Here is a 16,667-nt window from a genome sequence, read left to right as displayed (position 1 = left end):
GCATTAACAGGGTCCGTTTTATTACGGGTCTTTAAAGGATTTGAGGCATTTATGGCTTACAGTACTTTTTCTCAGCAAAAAAATGACCAACTAAAAGAACCAATGTTCTTGGGTCAGTCGGTAAACGTTGCACGTTACGACCAACAGAAATTCGAAATCTTCGAAAAGCTTATCGAGAAACAGCTTTCTTTCTTCTGGCGTCCAGAAGAAGTAGACGTGTCTAGCGACCGTATCGACTACAACAAGCTTCCTGAGCATGAAAAGCACATCTTCATCTCTAACTTGAAGTACCAAACGCTTCTAGATTCAATCCAAGGCCGCAGCCCTAACGTTGCCCTACTTCCATTGGTATCTCTACCAGAAGTTGAAACTTGGATTGAGACTTGGTCTTTCTCTGAAACGATTCACTCTCGTTCTTACACGCACATCATCCGTAACATCGTGAATGATCCAGGCGTAGTATTCGACGACATCGTTGAAAACGAAGAGATCCTGAAGCGTGCTAAAGACATCGCTTTCTACTACGACGACCTAATCAAGCTAACGGCTGACTACCACCGCTACGGTGAAGGCAACCACAGCATCAACGGCGAAGATGTTAAGGTTTCACTTCACGACCTGAAGAAGAAACTTTACCTATGTCTAATGTCTGTAAACGCACTAGAAGCGATTCGTTTCTACGTAAGTTTCGCATGTTCATTTGCATTCGCTGAGCGTGAGCTAATGGAAGGTAACGCGAAGATCATCAAGCTAATCGCTCGTGATGAAGCACTTCACCTTACTGGTACACAGCACATGATCAACTTGCTACGTAACGGTCAAGATGATTTCGAATTCATGCAGATCGCTGAAGAGTGTAAGCAAGAGTGTTTCGACCTATTCAAAGAAGCGGCTGAGCAAGAAAAAGAGTGGGCAGAATACCTATTCAAAGACGGCTCTATGATTGGTCTAAACAAAGACATTCTTTGCCAATACGTTGAGTACATCACTAACATCCGTATGCAGGCTGTTGGCCTAGGTACGGCTTACCCAGCAGCAACGTCGAACCCAATTCCATGGATCAACGCTTGGTTGTCTTCAGATAACGTTCAAGTTGCTCCACAAGAAGCAGAAATCAGTTCTTACCTAGTTGGTCAAATCGACAACGAAGTAAAAGCTGACGACTTTGAAGGATTTGAGCTGTAATGCCAACAATCAAAATCAACAAGCTGACTTCAATTGAATCTAACCCTTCAAACACTCTATTGGAAACAATGGAACAGGCTGGGTTAGAGCCAGAATACAACTGCCGAGATGGTCACTGTGGCGCTTGCCGTTGTACGTTGGATTCTGGTGAGGTCGAGTACGTTGGTTTTGCTATGGCTTACACGCAAGGTAATGAAATATTACCTTGTATCTGTAAAGCAAAGACTGAGCTATCGCTGAGTAACGTTATTCATAGAAACAAGCAAAAACGCGCATAAGCCAACTGGCTTTAGGTGGCTTTGTTCGAATAACTTAAATAAGAATTAAAAAGGGTCCGCTTCCTTAGGAATGCGGACCCTTTTCTATTTATGTCTTTAGGTATCGTAAGACGACTCGTCTATCGCTCAACCAAAGTCTTCCTGTTGATTTGTGCCATACAAGGCCAAACGTTTATTGCTGAGTCAGGTTAAGAGTCACAGAGCCAATATAACAAGCGCTTCGGCACTCTCCACAGCCGTTACACTTATCTTTGTCCACTGTAGGCAACTCAGCCACTTCGATGTGTATCGCACCTGATGAACACGCAGCTTGGCATGCTGAACAATCCATTTGCATGTAATTGTTACAGCTATCAGCAAAGCTCGGCTTGAGGTCGATATAAGGTGTGACCGTTGGATGAAGTGCGCCAGTCGGACACACTTCACTGCATTTGTTACACATAGAACAACTGTTGTAATCCAAATTCAGCAACGCACTGCCCTCTAGCATCTCAATAACGCTATTCGGACACGCTTGCTCACACAGCCCACAACCGTCACAAAGACGCTCAAACAGCACCTCATCAACCGCTCTTGGCGGCCTTGCGTGCAAGCGCTGCGATATCTCTTCATAATTCGCGGCTGCTTTAACCGGTTTAGAAAGTCGAGTTAAGAAGCCGCGTCTATTTGAATTTATTTGTTCAGACATTAGTCGATATATAACTTTTTAGTAGCAACGTTTAAATTATATTCAGATGTTAAGTACTTAAACCAATCTATTACATCAACCGATAGCTTTTTATAAAAAGATAGCTCTGATGCTTTATTTAGTTTTTCTAAATAAACAGAAGACCAAGTTAGTAAGTGACCTTCGAGTAATTCACTGGCTGAATTGATGTTATTATTTTCTAACAAATACGCATGAGCGAATAACATTAAACCAAATTGATCTTCCGGCTCTCTTAACCCAGTATCTAATTCAATCTGATTCAATTCTAAAAATTGGCGATACTCAACCGTAGAAGCACCGAACACAACGCGGTCTTTATCTAGGTACACAGAACCCCAAGGCGGAGCTGGCATGTCTCCAACGCCTTCAAACAGGCGGCTGAACTCTGCTGCGAGCGCCTCTTCGTCTTCACTTCTCAATGCCTGCAAGCATTCTTCAGAGAGCACTTCGCTCTCAACCAAAGCTTCAACAATGGTGATTAACTGTTCTTTACTTGTCGCTTGATAAAATAGCGAACCCAATAATTTATGCGTATCGATAATCATTATTATTTATACCGTTATAGGTTTAAAGATAATTATATTAATTAAATCATTTCATTCTTTGATCTATTTTATACATTCGATTCATAAGATTTAAATTTCGCTCTTATTTGATGCCAATCAATCAACAATCCGAAATAAAAACATAAAGAACAAACTACCTATAAAGTGCTAGCCATCAATAGCAAAAGGCATCTTAGAATGACGAATAAGAAAGAATCTGGGGTAATGAATCTTACTCGAAGAGGCTTCATGAAGGCTTCTTCGGCGGTAGGTAGTGCAGCCGCACTCGCGGGCGGTATCGCTTTACCTTTCAAATCCAAACCAGTAGCGGCTGCGGTTGCTGAGAATGTGGACGAGAAAATCGTATGGAGTGCATGTACAGTAAACTGTGGCTCTCGCTGCCCGTTACGTATGCATGTACAAAACGGTGAAATCAAATACGTAGAAACAGACAACACAGGTACTGACGAATACGGTCATCACCAAGTTCGTGCGTGTCTACGTGGTCGCTCTATGCGTCGCCGTGTTTACAACCCAGATCGCCTGAAATACCCAATGAAACGTGTGGGTAAACGTGGTGAAGGTAAATTCAAACGTATTAGCTGGGAAGAGGCTTACGATGAAGTCGCTGGCACCATGCAACGCCTTATCAAAGACTACGGTAACGACACTATTTACCTAAACTACGGTACAGGTACGCTTGGCGGTACGGTTACTAAATCTTGGCCACCAGCACAAACGCTGATTGCTCGCCTAATGAACCTAAGTGGTGGTTACCTAAACCATTACGGTGACTACTCAACAGCACAAATCGCGAAAGGCTTGAGCTACACCTACGGTGGTTGGGCAAACAACAACTCTTTCTCAGACCTAGAGAACACTAAGCTTAACATTCAATTTGGTAACAACCCTGCCGAGACACGTATGTCTGGCGGCGGTCTGATCCACCACTATGTAGAAAGTAAAAACAAATCGAACGCAAGAACGATCATCATCGATCCACGCTACACCGATACGGCCGGTGGCCGTGAAGATCAGTGGATCCCAATTCGTCCTTCTACGGATGCTGCATTGGTAGCGGGTCTTGCACACGTGATGATCACTGAAGACCTAGTCGACCAACCGTTCCTAGACAAATACTGTGTTGGTTACGACGAGAAAACTCTGCCTGCATCAGCGCCTAAAAACAGCGACTACAAATCTTACATCCTAGGTTTAGGTGAAGATGGCGTAGAGAAAACACCAGAGTGGGCTTCTAAGATTACGGGTATTCCAGTTGATACCATCGTTAAGCTTGGCCGTGAGATGGGCACCGCGAAACCGTGTGCAATTCACCAAGGTTGGGGCTTACAACGCACAGCGAACGGCGAATTAGCCTGTCGTGCAATCGCGATGCTGTCGCTACTCACCGGTTCTGTCGGTGTATCAGGCGGTTCAACAGGTGCTCGTGAAAGTGACATCAACATTCCGTTTGTTCGCTTCCCTACTGTGCCAAACCCAGTTGAAACGTCTATTTCAATGTTCATGTGGACAGATGCTATTTACCGTCACCATGAAATGACCGACATCACTGATGGTGTTCGCGGTGCAGAGCGCCTCAAGAACCCTATCAAGATGATCTGGAACTACGCAGGTAACTGCATCATCAACCAACATTCAGACATCAACAAGACTCACGCGATTCTTCAAGATGAAAGTGCGTGTGAAATGATTGTCGTGGTTGATAACCATATGACTTCTTCAGCGAAATACGCCGATATCATCCTGCCAGACTTAACAACGTCTGAGCAAGACGACTGGTGTATGGATGGTAAAGCATCGAACATGCCTTACTTCATCTACGCACAGAAAGCGATTGAGCCTCAGTTTGAAGCGAAATCTATCTACGAAATGTGTACTCAGCTTGCGAAGCGCATGGGCGTAGAAAAAGAGTTCACCGAAGGCCGTACTCAAGAGCAATGGATTGAGCACCTTTACGCAGAAACTCGTAAGAACGATCCAACACTGCCAACCTTCGAAGAGATGAAAGAGCTGGGTATCTACAAACGTAGCTACGACCACCACTACATCGCTTACGAAGACTTCCGCAAAGATCCTGAAGCGAACCCACTGACCACACCAAGTGGCAAGATTGAGATCTACTCAGAGCAACTGGCTGATATCGCGAAGACTTGGAAGCTGAAAGAAGACGAAGTGATTCACCCACTTCCGATTTACGCGGACTCTTTTGAAGGTCATAACGATCCACTAGCAGAGAAGTACCCACTTCAGCTAACCGGTTTCCACTACAAGGCTCGTACTCACTCAACTTACGGCAACGTTGCAGAAATCAAAGCAGCCGCACCGCAAGAGTTGTGGATCAACCCAATCGATGCAAAAGAACGTGGTATTGAAAGCGGCGACATGGTGAGTATTTTCAACGACCGTGGCGAAGTACACATTCCAGCGAAAGTGACACCAAGGATTCTTCCTCGAGTTGTCGCACTAGGCGAAGGTGCATGGTACGCACCGGATGGTCAGAAGATCGACCATGCAGGCTCCATCAACGTGCTGACCACTCAGCGTCCGAGCCCACTTGCTAAGGGTAACCCTCAGCATACAAACCTAGTTCAAATCAAAGCGCTAAAGAAAGCATAAGGTAGGTTGGAATGAAACAATACGGCTTTTACATTGATTCAAGTAAATGCACGGGTTGTAAAACCTGTCAGCTTGCTTGTAAAGATTATAACGATCTCGACATCAAAACGAACTACCGTCGCGTATACGAATACGCAGGTGGTGGCTTCACTCAAGATGGTGATACCTGGGTTCAGAAAGATGTCTTTTCTTACTACCTATCTATTGCTTGTAACCACTGTACTAACCCAGCGTGTGTGAAAGTGTGTCCTTCGGGCGCGATGCACAAACGTGATGAAGACGGTTTGGTTGTGGTTGACGAGAGCGTATGTATTGGTTGTCAGCACTGTAGCAATGCGTGTCCTTACGGCGCACCACAATACAATGCTAAAAAAGGTCACATGACTAAATGCGATGGTTGTTACCAACGTGTTTCTGAAGGCAAACAGCCTATCTGTGTTGAGTCTTGCCCACTTCGTGCATTGGAGTTTGGTGAAATCAATACACTTCGCGAGAAGTACGGCTCTGGTGCGGATGTGGCTCCACTGCCATCTTCAACAGAAACGCTACCAAACATCGTGATTAAGCTGAACAAAAACGCGAAGCCGACTGGCGATACCAGTGGTCACTTAGCAAACCCGAAGGAGGTGTAAGATGATTTTTCATGAGTGGTCTTTAATCTTCTTTACGGTGCTAGCGCAAACTGCGGTTGGTGGTTACTTACTAATTGGCGCACGTGCACTGGTACTTGGTCATGACGAAGAGAAGCTGAACAGCTACAAGGTTCCAATGTTTATCCTATGGGCACTGATGGGGCTTGGCTTCATGTTCTCGACAACGCACCTTGGCTCTCCACTGCGCGCGTTTAACGCTTTTAATCAACTAGGCTCGGCTTGGTTGTCTAACGAAGTGTTCTTCGGTGCGGCATTCTTCGCTGTCGGTGGCCTGCAATGGCTATTGTCTGTGCTTAAGAAAGGTGGCGTAGCTATCCAGAAAGCACTGATGGTTGGCGCAATGGTACTGGGTGTTATCTTCATGTACGCGATGATCAACGTATACATGATCAACACCGTACCGACGTGGGACAACATCTACACACCACTGAGCTTCATCATGACGATGGTTGTGGGTGGCTTGCTGTTATCTCAGTTCGTGATTGTATTCGCAAACGACAGCCGCTTTACGGTTGACCGTAACATCACCATGCTGGCTGTTATCGCTGTTGCTATCAGCTTACTTGTGACAGTAGGAAAACTGAACCTAATCGGTGACATCCAAACTTCAGCGGCAAAAGCATCTGAGTTAGTCGATGGTTTAGGTAGCTATGTGATTCTTCAAGTGGCACTGCTAATGGCAAGCTTGTTGATTTGGATTCTACCTATGCTGAACAAAGCAAAAGTGAACCCAGTTAACCTTGGATTAGCACTAGTATTGTTCTTGGCTTCAGAGTTAATCGGCCGTGGTTTGTTCTACAGCCTACATATGACAAGCGGTTTGTAATCGAGTTCTTACAGACATGAGTTGCGTGTAAACATCGCTGCTTGTTTGTTTATCTAGAAGGCTAGATAAACAAAAGGCCCAACACCTATTTAGATGTTGGGCCTTTTTATTTCGTTTTTTCTAGCGTTTTTAGTACAGACTTAGCGAATTCGCTTACATCGTTAGCTTACATAGCTACTTAATGATAGCCGCTGGAATAAACATATCTTTCAATCGCTTAACCGAAGAGTAAGTACCAAACATCGGTTTATTGTCTAGATGCCTTCTCAGCATATCGGCGGCAACGGTCTTAATCACGTTACGTTGGTCTTCACGCGAGTACTGACGATAAAACTCAAGTACCTGCCCCCACTCGCCTGCTTCAGTCGACAATGCAACGCTGAATGTGTTGCCTTCCAGCTTACCAGTCACCAAAGCCAATTCAGTTCCGCACTTCTCTCTTGTTGCTCCAGCCAGCGCAAAGGTCGCGGCTAATGGATCGCTTTTTTCCAGCTCGCTCTCTTTTGGCTCAGCCATCACCCACGAGTGTCCAAAGCAATCTTCTATCTGTTCATTCAATTGCAGCCACGCTGACAATGAACCTTTGGTCGACACTTCAGACACAGATAACGTCTTCTTTTTTTCCGCCATGATGTGTCCGATATGATCAATCATCGGCTCATCGACACTCACGACATTACTCTCTAGCAGCTTGTAAACCATCTGCAGAAGCTTAACGCGAGTTTCTAAGTCTGCCTTAGGACCAAACAGTTTGACCTCAATGAACGGCAGATAAGAGCGGTAACCAAGTTCATAACCTTCTGGCAGCTTTAATTGGTCCAAAACATCAGAGATACCGGATTCAGACAAACCAAACGTAAACAGTCGACTGCATTCAGAGGCAACCACTTGAGGGTAGGTACGCGACAAGTCAGGAAGAATCTCAAACGTAACCATGCGTTTGAATTCACTTGGTACACCCGGCGTGAAATAGAACGTTGCATCGTTGATTTTCAGTTTGAAGCCACAAGCCGTCCCCACAGGGTTATCGACAATCTCTGAGCTCGCAGGTAACAAAGCTTGTTTAAGGTTGCTGTCTGGCATTGGCATGCCACGTCCAGAGAACATCTCTTCCATACGAGCAAGCCATTCAGGGAACATGACGAGTTTCTGCTCGGAAGCAGCTGCAGCGGCTGCAGCACTCATATCATCGGTTGTCGGGCCTAAACCACCATTAACGATAACCACATCATAGTTAAAGCTCAGCATCAGCAGTTCTTCAACAAGAGCATTCATTTGATCACCCACAGTTGAGCGCTTAGCAAGCGCAAAACCATGCTGATAAAACTCAGCAGACATCCAAGCTGCGTTTGTATCTACAATGTCTCCATGAAGAACTTCTTCACCTGTGCTTAACATTGCGATTTTCGTCATATTTCTATCCCTTGTTGTCATAAAAAGACACTGCATTATTTACAAACTGGTCTATGGTTGAATTTGGAGCAATTCGCCTTTTCACTAATATTAATAATGTTAAACCTAAGGTTTTCTTAGGAAAAGCTATAAATTATTAGTTCCCTAAATCAGGCATTTAATAGATAATTGTGACCCTGATCAATTCCAAACTTTCTCATGGAGACCCTTGTGGCCAAATCACCGTTACTAACAAAGGTTACTGCTGCATTTTCAATGCTAATGTCAGTTAACTCGGTTGCAAGCCAATACGACTTCGACCAGCCAATCAACCTTTCTTACTCGGATGAATGTGCTCAAGATTACTGTTTTAATGACAACTTGTATACCTACAAGCCTAGTACCAATTACGCACTGAGCGAATCGAGTGACGAGTACGACTTCTCAATCCAACAACCAAAACACATGTTGGTGAGCCAGGAGAAAGATTGGGATTACCTAATGGGTCAAACCTACACCATTCTTGGCTTAAGTGTCGCGACAGTGGGTCTAATGACTCTGCTCCCTGAAAGTATTACTAAGTGGGATGATGACCAACGTGATATCAGCTCATTAGGTAAAAAGTGGAAAGATAACGTTTCTGAAGGCCCAGTATGGGACCGTGACGAACACTTCCTAAACTACGTAATGCACCCATATTTTGGTGGTGTTTACTACACCGCAGCTCGACACGCAGGTTACGACGAGTTTGAGTCATTCTTATACTCTTGGACTATGTCGACGTTCTTCTGGGAATACGGCGTAGAAGCGTTTGCTGAAGTACCTTCATGGCAAGATCTCTTCATCACACCTTTCTTCGGTGCGGTTGTCGGTGAAATGATGCTAGAAGCAGAGCAAGATATCATTGCTTCAGGTGGCGAAGTGATGGGCTCTCAAACCATGGGTGATGTGTCGCTATTCTTCCTTAACCCTGTTGGACACATTCACTACTGGGTAAGTGACGCATGGGGCGGTGATGCAGAAGTGAACCTGAATACTAACCCTTGGTGGGATAACCAAGACGCTGCGCGTTTTGCTTACGATGCTGGCGCACCATACGACTCTCAGTTTGTTGGTATGAACTTCAAAGTAACGTTCTAATTCGTCTCTAGTATTACTCAATATAAGTTATTGAATATAAGTTGCTGGATCATCAATCACAGTGACAATTCTTCTAAAAAGCGGCTCTCTAGCCGCTTTTTTTGTGCCCTACTCTTCATTCTCTTTTTTTGCATCGAAGCTTAGTTTCAAAAATTGACCTAGGTCAAACATTGTTCGATGTAACCTTCTACACTGAAATTAAAGAACTTATCGCGTGATATCAAACATTTAATTAGCAAAGAATAATTGAAACCTTGGGGGCTGATATGAACAGTACATTTATCGTAAACTTTATCGGAAAAGCATCACCAGCAACAATCAAACAGCTTGCTGCGGTTACTCACGAAAACGACGGCAAATGGCTCATCAGTAAAGTGAACTTTATTGAAGACCAAGTCGCTGGCGTACTAAAGGTTCAACTTCCAGCCATCAACGAATCGATTGTCAAAGAAGCGTTTAGCGCCAATCCGGATCTCATCGTGCAGTTTGTCGATTCCGATCATACGCACAATGCTCAAGACACAATCCATCACCTAAGACTCGATTCTAACGACCGAGCAGGTATCGTCAACGAAGTGACTCATGTATTGGATAGACAAGGGATCAGCATTCTCGATATGGACTGTCACCGCGTCTTTATCGCTGGTGGCGGCGGTGTTAGCTCAAGCCTATTCACATCAAAAATCGCCGTTAAACTGCCAATCGAAGTACAGATCGATGATGTGGTCAATGAACTCGAAACGCTCAGTGAAGATACTCGAGTGATGATTGAAAGCTAAATAAACAAAATTGAAGAACAAAAAAGAGCAGCTCATTGGCTGCTCTTTTTATTGTTCTGAAGATATGACTCAGTTACTTAACTGACCACTGTGACAAAGAACGTTTGAAGTCTTCATAGCCAAATTCATTTAGCTTCTGAACTTCGCCACTGCTACGTTCGCAGTAGATTGATGGCATTTTAAGGCCATTGAACCAGTTCAGTTTCACCATGGTGTAGCCGGCACTGTCTAACAGGTGTAGCTTTTGACCAATCTTAAGTGGCTCATCAAAGCTCGCTTCGCAGAACTGATCGCCCGCAAGACATGAACATGAACCAATCACATAGTCGTGACTGCCTGTTTCTGAGGCTTCCAATACTGATGCTGGCTCATTGTAGATAAGCGTGTCAAGGCGGTGCGCCTCAGTCGCTGAATCCACAATCGCTGTTTTCTTCACGTTCTCAACAATATCGACCACTGTCACAACTAGGTCGGTTGTTTTAGTGATGATCGCTTCACCCGGCTCAAGATACATCTGCACACCGTGCTTTTCAGAGAAGGCTTTCAGCGCAAGACCGAGTTTTTCGATGTCATAGCCAGGCCATGTGAAGAACACACCTCCGCCCATGCTCACCCAGTCCAACTTATCTAAGTGCTCACCAAACTGTTCTGAGATTGAATCAAGCAGGCCGATAAACGCATCGACGTCTTTGTTCTCACAGTTCATGTGGAACATCACACCATTAATCTCATCGAAAATTTCTGGTTTGATGTGGTCAGCTTGCACGCCCAAACGCGAGAATTGACGCGCAGGGTTTGCTAAGTCTTGTCCTGCGTAGCTTACGCCCGGATTTAGACGTAAACCCAGCGAGGCTTTACCTTCAACAATATGACGGTAAGCTTCGAATTGGCTTTGCGAGTTGAAGATCATCTTGTCGCAAATATCCGCAACTTCTCTCACGTCATCTTGGCTGTAACCCACACTGTAAGCGTGCGTTTCACCGCCAAAGGTTTCATGACCAAGTTTTACTTCGTACGGGCCAGAGCTTGTCGTGCCATCGAGGTAAGGCTTGATGATGTCAAACACACCCCATGTAGAGAAACACTTCAGTGCCAATACTAGCTTCACACCTGAAATCTCTTTCAGCTGCTTCGCTTTCTCTAGATTCGCAATCAACTTGTCTTCGTTGATCATGAAATAAGGCGTTTTTAGTTCGTTGTTTTGCATGTTAATACCTTGCGGCCCTCGAGTTCACGAAGGCACATGATAATCGAACAAAGCCGACGCTAATGCATCGGCTTGTAGTTATACGTTCTCGTCATTCATATGACTTTGAATTGAATTCGCAGAGCTTTGACCTTGTCGCTAGGGCAACGCAACGAGGGCAAAGAGCCAAAATTACTTCAAAGTATGGATTAGAGGTAGACCTTGCCCAGGTTCTAGCTCTTGAACGTGCCAGTCTAGACCGATTTCAGGCATGGTTGCTAGGAACGGGTCTGGGTTTAGCTGTTCCATATTGAACACGCCTTTATCAGCCCATTCACCACGGAAGAACTGAAGTGCAGCAGTAATTGCTGGAACACCGGTTGTGTAAGAGATCGCTTGGTGTTCTACGTCTTCGTAAGCCACTTCGTGGTCTGCGTTATTGTAGATGAATACGCTGCGCTCTTTGCCATCTTTCTTACCTTGAACCCAAGTACCGATACACGTTAAACCTGTGTAACCCGGAGCTAGAGATGTTGGATCTGGCAGTAGTGCTTTAAGAACATGCAGAGGCTGAACCACAGTACCATCGTGCAGTGTTAGCGGATCTGGGCTAAGAAGACCGATATCACGCATGCAGTTGAAGTAGTTCAAGTATGCATCACCAAAGCCCATCCAAAATTCGATACGCTTAGCTGGGATGAACTCTTTCATTGAACGAACTTCATCGTGCGCCATTGAGTAAACTTTGTGAGAACCACAGTTCGGGAATTCAAACTCAAGCATACGAGAGTGACAAGGTACTTGTTTCCACTCTTCATTTTCCCAGTAGAAAGAATCGCCTTGGATCTCAAGCATGTTGGTTTCTGGGTCAAAGTTTGTCGCAAACTTCTTGCCGTGGTCACCAGCATTCACATCCATTACATCAATTGAGTCAATCTCATCGAACAAGTGCTTAACCGCGTATGCAGCAAAGATTGATACCACACCTGGATCGAAACCAGCACCAAGAATACCTGTGATGCCTGCTTCAGCGAACTTCTCACGGTAGCCCCACTGCCAGTCGTAAGCTTGTGGTACTTGTTGACCTTCAGAACATAGGTCAACCGCAACCGATGTATCTAGGTAAGAGACTTTAGTTTGGTAACATGCATCCATGATTGCCATGTTTACCCAAGGAGGACCAGCGTTGATCACTAGATCCGGCTGAACTTCTTTAATCAAAGCAACAAGCGCATCAACATCATCAGCGTCTACTGAACGTGCTTCTAGTTTCTTAGTTGAATCTTTAAGGTTGTTTTTGCCCTTGATAGATTCGATGATTTTTTCACACTTCGCGATTGTGCGAGAAGCGATTGTGATATCACCCAGTACTTCGTTATTTTGTGCTGCTTTGTGTGCAACAACCCAACCAACGCCGCCTGCACCAATTTGTAGAATAGCCATAGTTTTAATTACCCTTGTTGTTCTGCTAGCTCAATAGCTAAAGTTTGAATTTTGTTAATTAGAGATTTGAAATCTGATGTCGTTAAGCACGGATTTAAGATAGTAAATTTCAGCGCGCTTTTACCGTCGACGACCGTTTCGCCAAGCACGGCAACACCACGAGTCAGTGCTTCCAGTCTTAACGTTTGATTCAGTTTGTCTAAATCTAGCTCACCGTTTGCTGATTGCCCATTGCGAGGCACCGATCGAAATAGCACAGTAGACAGTGACGGCTCTGCAAGCAGTTCAAAATCGTCATGCTTCTGAATCAGGTCTGCAACTTGAAGCGTCTGCTCTAGGAGATGATCGTACATATCACCCAGCTGCTTTGGCCCAACATTTTGCATCGTCATGAAGACTTTCAGTGCATCAAAACGCTTGGTGGTCGCAATAGACTTATCGACTAGATTTGGCAGTTCATCGTGTTCGCGGTTCAAGTAGTCTGCGTGATGCAGTAGGTACTTAAAGTTCGCTTTGTCTTTCAGCAGCACAGCACCACAGCTGATTGTTTGAAAGAACAACTTGTGGAAATCAACACTCACTGAATCCGCTTTCTCGATGCCTTTCAGGCGAGCTTTATGGCTACTTAAAATAAGCGCACCACCGTAAGCACTGTCGACATGGAACCAAAGATCTTGTTGGTTGGCGATGTCAGCAATCGCTTCAAGGTTATCAATAGCACCGTGATCGGTTGTACCCGCAGTACCGACAACCGCAAAAGGAATCAACCCTTGTGCTTTAAGCGCTTTCACTTCTGCATCTAACAAGTCAGGCTTGATAGTGCCGTTTGCATTGGTGTCAACACAGCACACTGCCGCTTCGCCTAACCCTAGTAGAGAGGCTGACTTTTGAACCGTGAAGTGCGATTTCTTTGAACATAAGATACGCAGCTTGCTCGCGTATTCTGGTAAGCCAAGCTTTTGGATAGAATGACCATTGTGCTTATCCGCGACCCAGTCTCTCGCAAGCAATAAACCCATTAGGTTACTTTGCGTGCCGCCGCTGGTGAAAACACCGTCAGCTTGTGCGCCAAGTTGGTATTTGTCACACATCCAATCCACAACGCGCTGCTCAACATAAGTCGCAGCCGATGCTTGGTCCCATGAATCCATTGATTGATTCAACGCCGCGATAATCGATTCCGCAGCTACCGAAGCCATGAGAGGTGGAGTGTGAAGGTGTGCAATACAGTCAGGGTGTTGCACGAAGATGGAGTTTGCAGCGACAAGGTCCGCAGTGCTATCTACAACATCAACCAAAGCGTGTTGATTGTTATCAAGGTCGACAGCATTGATGGATGCTTCTAACACTTTTGGATCTAAACCCGAATAAGGGGTTTCAACCTGTTCAAAAACCGCTTTCATCGCTTGAGTGGTTTGGTTCATCACGTTAGCAAATTCGTCGCTACCGCCTAAACCTGTCTGAATGAAATACTTGTTCCATTCTTGGTTTGCTTGTTCGCTTGAAGCTGGGTCTTGTTGTAGACCACCACCAGCTGCGATGATCGCTTCTTCCATGACGCGCAATGCAAAGTCGATCTGCTCAAAAGAGATAATCATTGGTGGAAGGAAGCGAATAACCGAACCATCACGGCCGCCCTTTTCGACCATCAAGCCGCGCTCTAATGCTGCTCGTTGAATCGCAAGAGTCAGTTCGCCGTCTGATTGTGGTTCACCAAACTTGTTAAGCTCACCATTTGGTTGCTTGATCTCAGCGCCGAGCATCAGGCCTTTACCGCGAACTTCAGCGATACAGTTCACACGAGATTGAATCTTCTCAAGCCCGTGACGTAAGTATTGACCTGCGATGTTCGCGTGCTCAACCAAACCATCTCGCTCAATGATTTCCAACGCCTTAGCGCCAGACACCATTGCTAACTGATTACCACGGAATGTACCGGTGTGCTCACCCGCTTTCCATGTATCAATGCTCTTATCGAACACAAGCAGCGACATAGGCAGTCCGCCACCAATTGCTTTAGACAAGCATAAGATATCAGGGTTAACGCCTGACTCTTCAAACGCAAATCGATGACCCGTTTTACCCACACCACACTGAATTTCATCAAAAATCAGTAGGATACCGTGCTCGTCACAGATGCGACGTAGGCCTTGTAACCAAGATGCTGGAGCAGGAATCACACCGCCCTCACCTTGCACTGGTTCAACGATCATCGCGGCTGGTTTCATGATGCCAGACTCGTCATCGTTCAACATACGCTCGATGTAACGAATGCTCGCGTTGGCACCCGCTTCACCACCAATGCCAAACGGGCAGCGGAGGTTGTATGGGAAAGGCATGAAATGTACGTCAGACATCAAACCGCTACGACGTTCTTTAGTGCCGAGGTTACCCATCATGCCCATAGTGCCGTTGGTCATACCATGGTAAGCACCACGGAAAGCAAACATCGTGTTGCGACCTGTCGTTTGCTTAGCGAGCTTGATCGCCGCTTCCACAGCGTCAGCGCCAGATGGGCCACAGAATTGAAGAACCGAGTTATTTGAAAAGTCTTGAGGAAGAAAAGCTTTAACTCGCTTGATAAACGTCTCTTTTGCTTGAGTCGTGATATCAAGTGTTTGGTATGGCAAACCAGAATCGAGCTGGTCTTTCAGTGCTTGGTTAATCTCAGGGTGGTTATAACCCAGAGAAAGTGTACCTGCACCGGCTAAGCAATCGAGAAAGAGTTGGCCACGAGTATCTTCAACTAAAGCGCCACATGCTCGTTTAATAGCAATAGGTAAGCGTCTTGGGTAAGAGCGAACATCCGACTCATGCTGTTCTTGCTCTAGCAAAATAGCGTCAGGTGTTAGGTCGTACGTTCCCTCTAAGATAGGAACCATAGTTGAAAATGAATTTGCGATAGTATTAATATCGACTTCAAAGGCGGTAGTCATAAAAGTCCCCTTGAATGTGTTCATACTCACCTCCATCAGACGCAATTACCCACCAACTCTCGTTAAATTTGGAGAGAGTTCATAGTAAAGTAAACGTATTGTCTAGAAATGAGATATAGCTGTACGCTCGCATAAGTCAAATGACAAATACGAAATTAAGCCGTCTTAAGACAGCGATAAATTGTTAGCGTGAGCTCAAGGTTCAGTAATGCTACTGTTTTGAAGAATTGGACATTTTTGCAGGATCGGGCAGCTATGAGGAGCTGGTCCCTTTGGAAATGCAGAGCTGATTAGCAATGTTGTAATTAGTGTGTTCAATGTTGGGTTTCCCATTAACATGGCGAACTGCGCCATAAGTATCCCGTCTATCAGCTAAAGGACTAGCCAATACCTACCCTACGTAATGTCCCAATCAGCAAGAATGGTCACTACGCGTATCCCCCAGAAGCAATCGTTGCTCTTCTTGAACATTGTTCATTCCGAGATTGCGCGGGAAAATAACATAAAGTGAAATGAACGACCAATAGTTTTTAATAATAGCTTCATAAATAGCAGCGGTGGCTAAAGAATTGCTGCAAATATCGTCAACACTATCGTTTGGGAAAGAGATCCCCGGTTCATTCGTTCCTCATACCCGAGGATGACGACACGGATATATAGGCAGTGTTAGTGATGGCTTTGAGGCTGTGGCGCCTTTACGTCATTCCCTAGCACGAGGAACGAGTTCATAGGGAATCTCGCTTTTAAAACGAACTTGATTGCGAAATTTTGAGGCAAAATAGAAATGAATTTTTAGCGCGGATTCGAACAACAAGAGTTCTTAAACGTAAAAGCTAAACGCCAGAAACCAAAAAGCCCGAACATTTCTGTTCGGGCTTCTTAATTTGGAGCGATACATCGGGTTCGAACCGATGACCTCAACCTTGGCAAGGTTGCGCTCTACCAACTGAGCTAGTAT

General features: G+C 45.2%; 13 protein-coding genes. 7 read left to right on the top strand and 6 right to left on the bottom strand.

The genetic code is table 11. The annotated features are described in order from the left end of the window. Window positions 1–51: 51 nt before the first annotated feature. Together nrdB and yfaE are read left to right on the top strand one after the other, a co-directional pair. Window positions 52–1,185: a class Ia ribonucleoside-diphosphate reductase subunit beta gene (nrdB, locus tag MSG38_RS04180; protein ID WP_048613156.1), complete on the top strand. Its 1,134-nt coding sequence runs from the start codon at window positions 52–54 to the stop codon at window positions 1,183–1,185. Further along, window positions 1,185–1,463 (top strand): class I ribonucleotide reductase maintenance protein YfaE, encoded by a 279-nt coding sequence (gene yfaE, locus MSG38_RS04175; protein WP_010438115.1) that lies wholly within the window; start codon window positions 1,185–1,187, stop codon window positions 1,461–1,463. Before nrdB ends, yfaE begins: the two co-directional genes overlap by 1 nt. Window positions 1,464–1,635: 172 nt before the next feature. On the opposite strand, the gene napF is transcribed toward yfaE, so the two are convergent. Next, window positions 1,636–2,151 (bottom strand): ferredoxin-type protein NapF, encoded by a 516-nt coding sequence (napF, locus tag MSG38_RS04170; RefSeq protein ID WP_248401098.1) that lies wholly within the window; start codon window positions 2,149–2,151, stop codon window positions 1,636–1,638. Continuing rightward, window positions 2,151–2,717, bottom strand: coding sequence for a molecular chaperone (locus tag MSG38_RS04165; RefSeq protein ID WP_248401097.1), 567 nt, complete (start codon window positions 2,715–2,717; stop codon window positions 2,151–2,153). Before MSG38_RS04165 ends, napF begins: the two co-directional genes overlap by 1 nt. A gap of 198 nt (window positions 2,718–2,915) precedes the next feature. Here MSG38_RS04165 and MSG38_RS04160 point away from each other — a divergent pair, with 198 nt between their 5' ends. The 3 genes from MSG38_RS04160 to MSG38_RS04150 are packed head-to-tail and all read left to right on the top strand — an operon-like array spanning window position 2,916 to window position 6,833. Then, window positions 2,916–5,354: a DmsA/YnfE/YnfF family dimethyl sulfoxide reductase gene (locus MSG38_RS04160; protein ID WP_076654837.1), complete on the top strand. Its 2,439-nt coding sequence runs from the start codon at window positions 2,916–2,918 to the stop codon at window positions 5,352–5,354. Window positions 5,355–5,365: 11 nt separating this feature from the next. Continuing rightward, a complete protein-coding gene (locus MSG38_RS04155; protein ID WP_004733360.1) occupies window positions 5,366–5,986 on the top strand; it encodes a DMSO/selenate family reductase complex B subunit in 621 nt (206 codons plus the stop codon). A gap of 1 nt (window position 5,987) precedes the next feature. Further along, complete coding sequence (locus tag MSG38_RS04150) at window positions 5,988–6,833, top strand: DmsC/YnfH family molybdoenzyme membrane anchor subunit (RefSeq protein WP_048613147.1); 846 nt, start codon at window positions 5,988–5,990, stop codon at window positions 6,831–6,833. A 174-nt stretch (window positions 6,834–7,007) separates the two neighbouring features. On the opposite strand, the gene MSG38_RS04145 is transcribed toward MSG38_RS04150, so the two are convergent. Next, window positions 7,008–8,246 carry a CinA family nicotinamide mononucleotide deamidase-related protein gene (locus tag MSG38_RS04145; protein ID WP_050621273.1) on the bottom strand — a complete coding sequence of 413 codons (1,239 nt, stop codon included), beginning with the start codon at window positions 8,244–8,246 and terminating at the stop codon, window positions 7,008–7,010. A 210-nt stretch (window positions 8,247–8,456) separates the two neighbouring features. Here MSG38_RS04145 and MSG38_RS04140 point away from each other — a divergent pair, with 210 nt between their 5' ends. Further along, entirely contained in the window at window positions 8,457–9,365 is a 909-nt protein-coding gene (locus tag MSG38_RS04140; protein ID WP_248401096.1) for a DUF3943 domain-containing protein, read from the top strand. Window positions 9,366–9,631: 266 nt separating this feature from the next. Next, the gene (locus MSG38_RS04135) at window positions 9,632–10,144 is read left to right on the top strand and encodes an ACT domain-containing protein (protein ID WP_050646057.1); all 513 of its coding nucleotides are present in this window, start codon (window positions 9,632–9,634) and stop codon (window positions 10,142–10,144) included. Window positions 10,145–10,217: 73 nt separating this feature from the next. Here MSG38_RS04135 and nspC read toward each other — a convergent pair whose 3' ends face one another. The 3 genes from nspC to MSG38_RS04120 form a co-directional block, all read right to left on the bottom strand. Next, entirely contained in the window at window positions 10,218–11,351 is a 1,134-nt protein-coding gene (nspC, locus tag MSG38_RS04130; protein WP_248401095.1) for a carboxynorspermidine decarboxylase, read from the bottom strand. Between the two features lie 171 nt (window positions 11,352–11,522). Continuing rightward, on the bottom strand, window positions 11,523–12,773 hold the full coding sequence (locus tag MSG38_RS04125; RefSeq protein ID WP_248401093.1) for a carboxynorspermidine synthase: 1,251 nt from the start codon (window positions 12,771–12,773) through the stop codon (window positions 11,523–11,525). An 8-nt stretch (window positions 12,774–12,781) separates the two neighbouring features. Beyond that, window positions 12,782–15,733, bottom strand: coding sequence for a pyridoxal phosphate-dependent class III aminotransferase (locus tag MSG38_RS04120; protein ID WP_248401092.1), 2,952 nt, complete (start codon window positions 15,731–15,733; stop codon window positions 12,782–12,784). Window positions 15,734–16,667: the final 934 nt, after the last annotated feature.

This window comes from Vibrio sp. 1CM24A (assembly GCF_023161725.1).
In the GTDB taxonomy this organism is placed as follows: Bacteria; Pseudomonadota; Gammaproteobacteria; order Enterobacterales; family Vibrionaceae; genus Vibrio; species Vibrio coralliirubri.
Note: the sequence above shows the minus strand (reverse complement) of the source record. Positions and strands in the feature narration are given on the sequence as shown.

What these genes read in the sequence shown, in the direction of transcription:
- nrdB (WP_048613156.1), top strand. Translation starts at nt 52, where the DNA reads ATGGCTTACAGTACTTTTTCTCAGCAAAAAAATGACCAACTAAAAGAA.
- yfaE (WP_010438115.1), top strand. Translation starts at nt 1,185, where the DNA reads ATGCCAACAATCAAAATCAACAAGCTGACTTCAATTGAATCTAACCCT.
- napF (WP_248401098.1), bottom strand. Translation starts at nt 2,151, where the DNA reads ATGTCTGAACAAATAAATTCAAATAGACGCGGCTTCTTAACTCGACTT.
- MSG38_RS04165 (WP_248401097.1), bottom strand. Translation starts at nt 2,717, where the DNA reads ATGATTATCGATACGCATAAATTATTGGGTTCGCTATTTTATCAAGCG.
- MSG38_RS04160 (WP_076654837.1), top strand. Translation starts at nt 2,916, where the DNA reads ATGACGAATAAGAAAGAATCTGGGGTAATGAATCTTACTCGAAGAGGC.
- MSG38_RS04155 (WP_004733360.1), top strand. Translation starts at nt 5,366, where the DNA reads ATGAAACAATACGGCTTTTACATTGATTCAAGTAAATGCACGGGTTGT.
- MSG38_RS04150 (WP_048613147.1), top strand. Translation starts at nt 5,988, where the DNA reads ATGATTTTTCATGAGTGGTCTTTAATCTTCTTTACGGTGCTAGCGCAA.
- MSG38_RS04145 (WP_050621273.1), bottom strand. Translation starts at nt 8,246, where the DNA reads ATGACGAAAATCGCAATGTTAAGCACAGGTGAAGAAGTTCTTCATGGA.
- MSG38_RS04135 (WP_050646057.1), top strand. Translation starts at nt 9,632, where the DNA reads ATGAACAGTACATTTATCGTAAACTTTATCGGAAAAGCATCACCAGCA.
- nspC (WP_248401095.1), bottom strand. Translation starts at nt 11,351, where the DNA reads ATGCAAAACAACGAACTAAAAACGCCTTATTTCATGATCAACGAAGAC.
- MSG38_RS04125 (WP_248401093.1), bottom strand. Translation starts at nt 12,773, where the DNA reads ATGGCTATTCTACAAATTGGTGCAGGCGGCGTTGGTTGGGTTGTTGCA.
- MSG38_RS04120 (WP_248401092.1), bottom strand. Translation starts at nt 15,733, where the DNA reads ATGAACACATTCAAGGGGACTTTTATGACTACCGCCTTTGAAGTCGAT.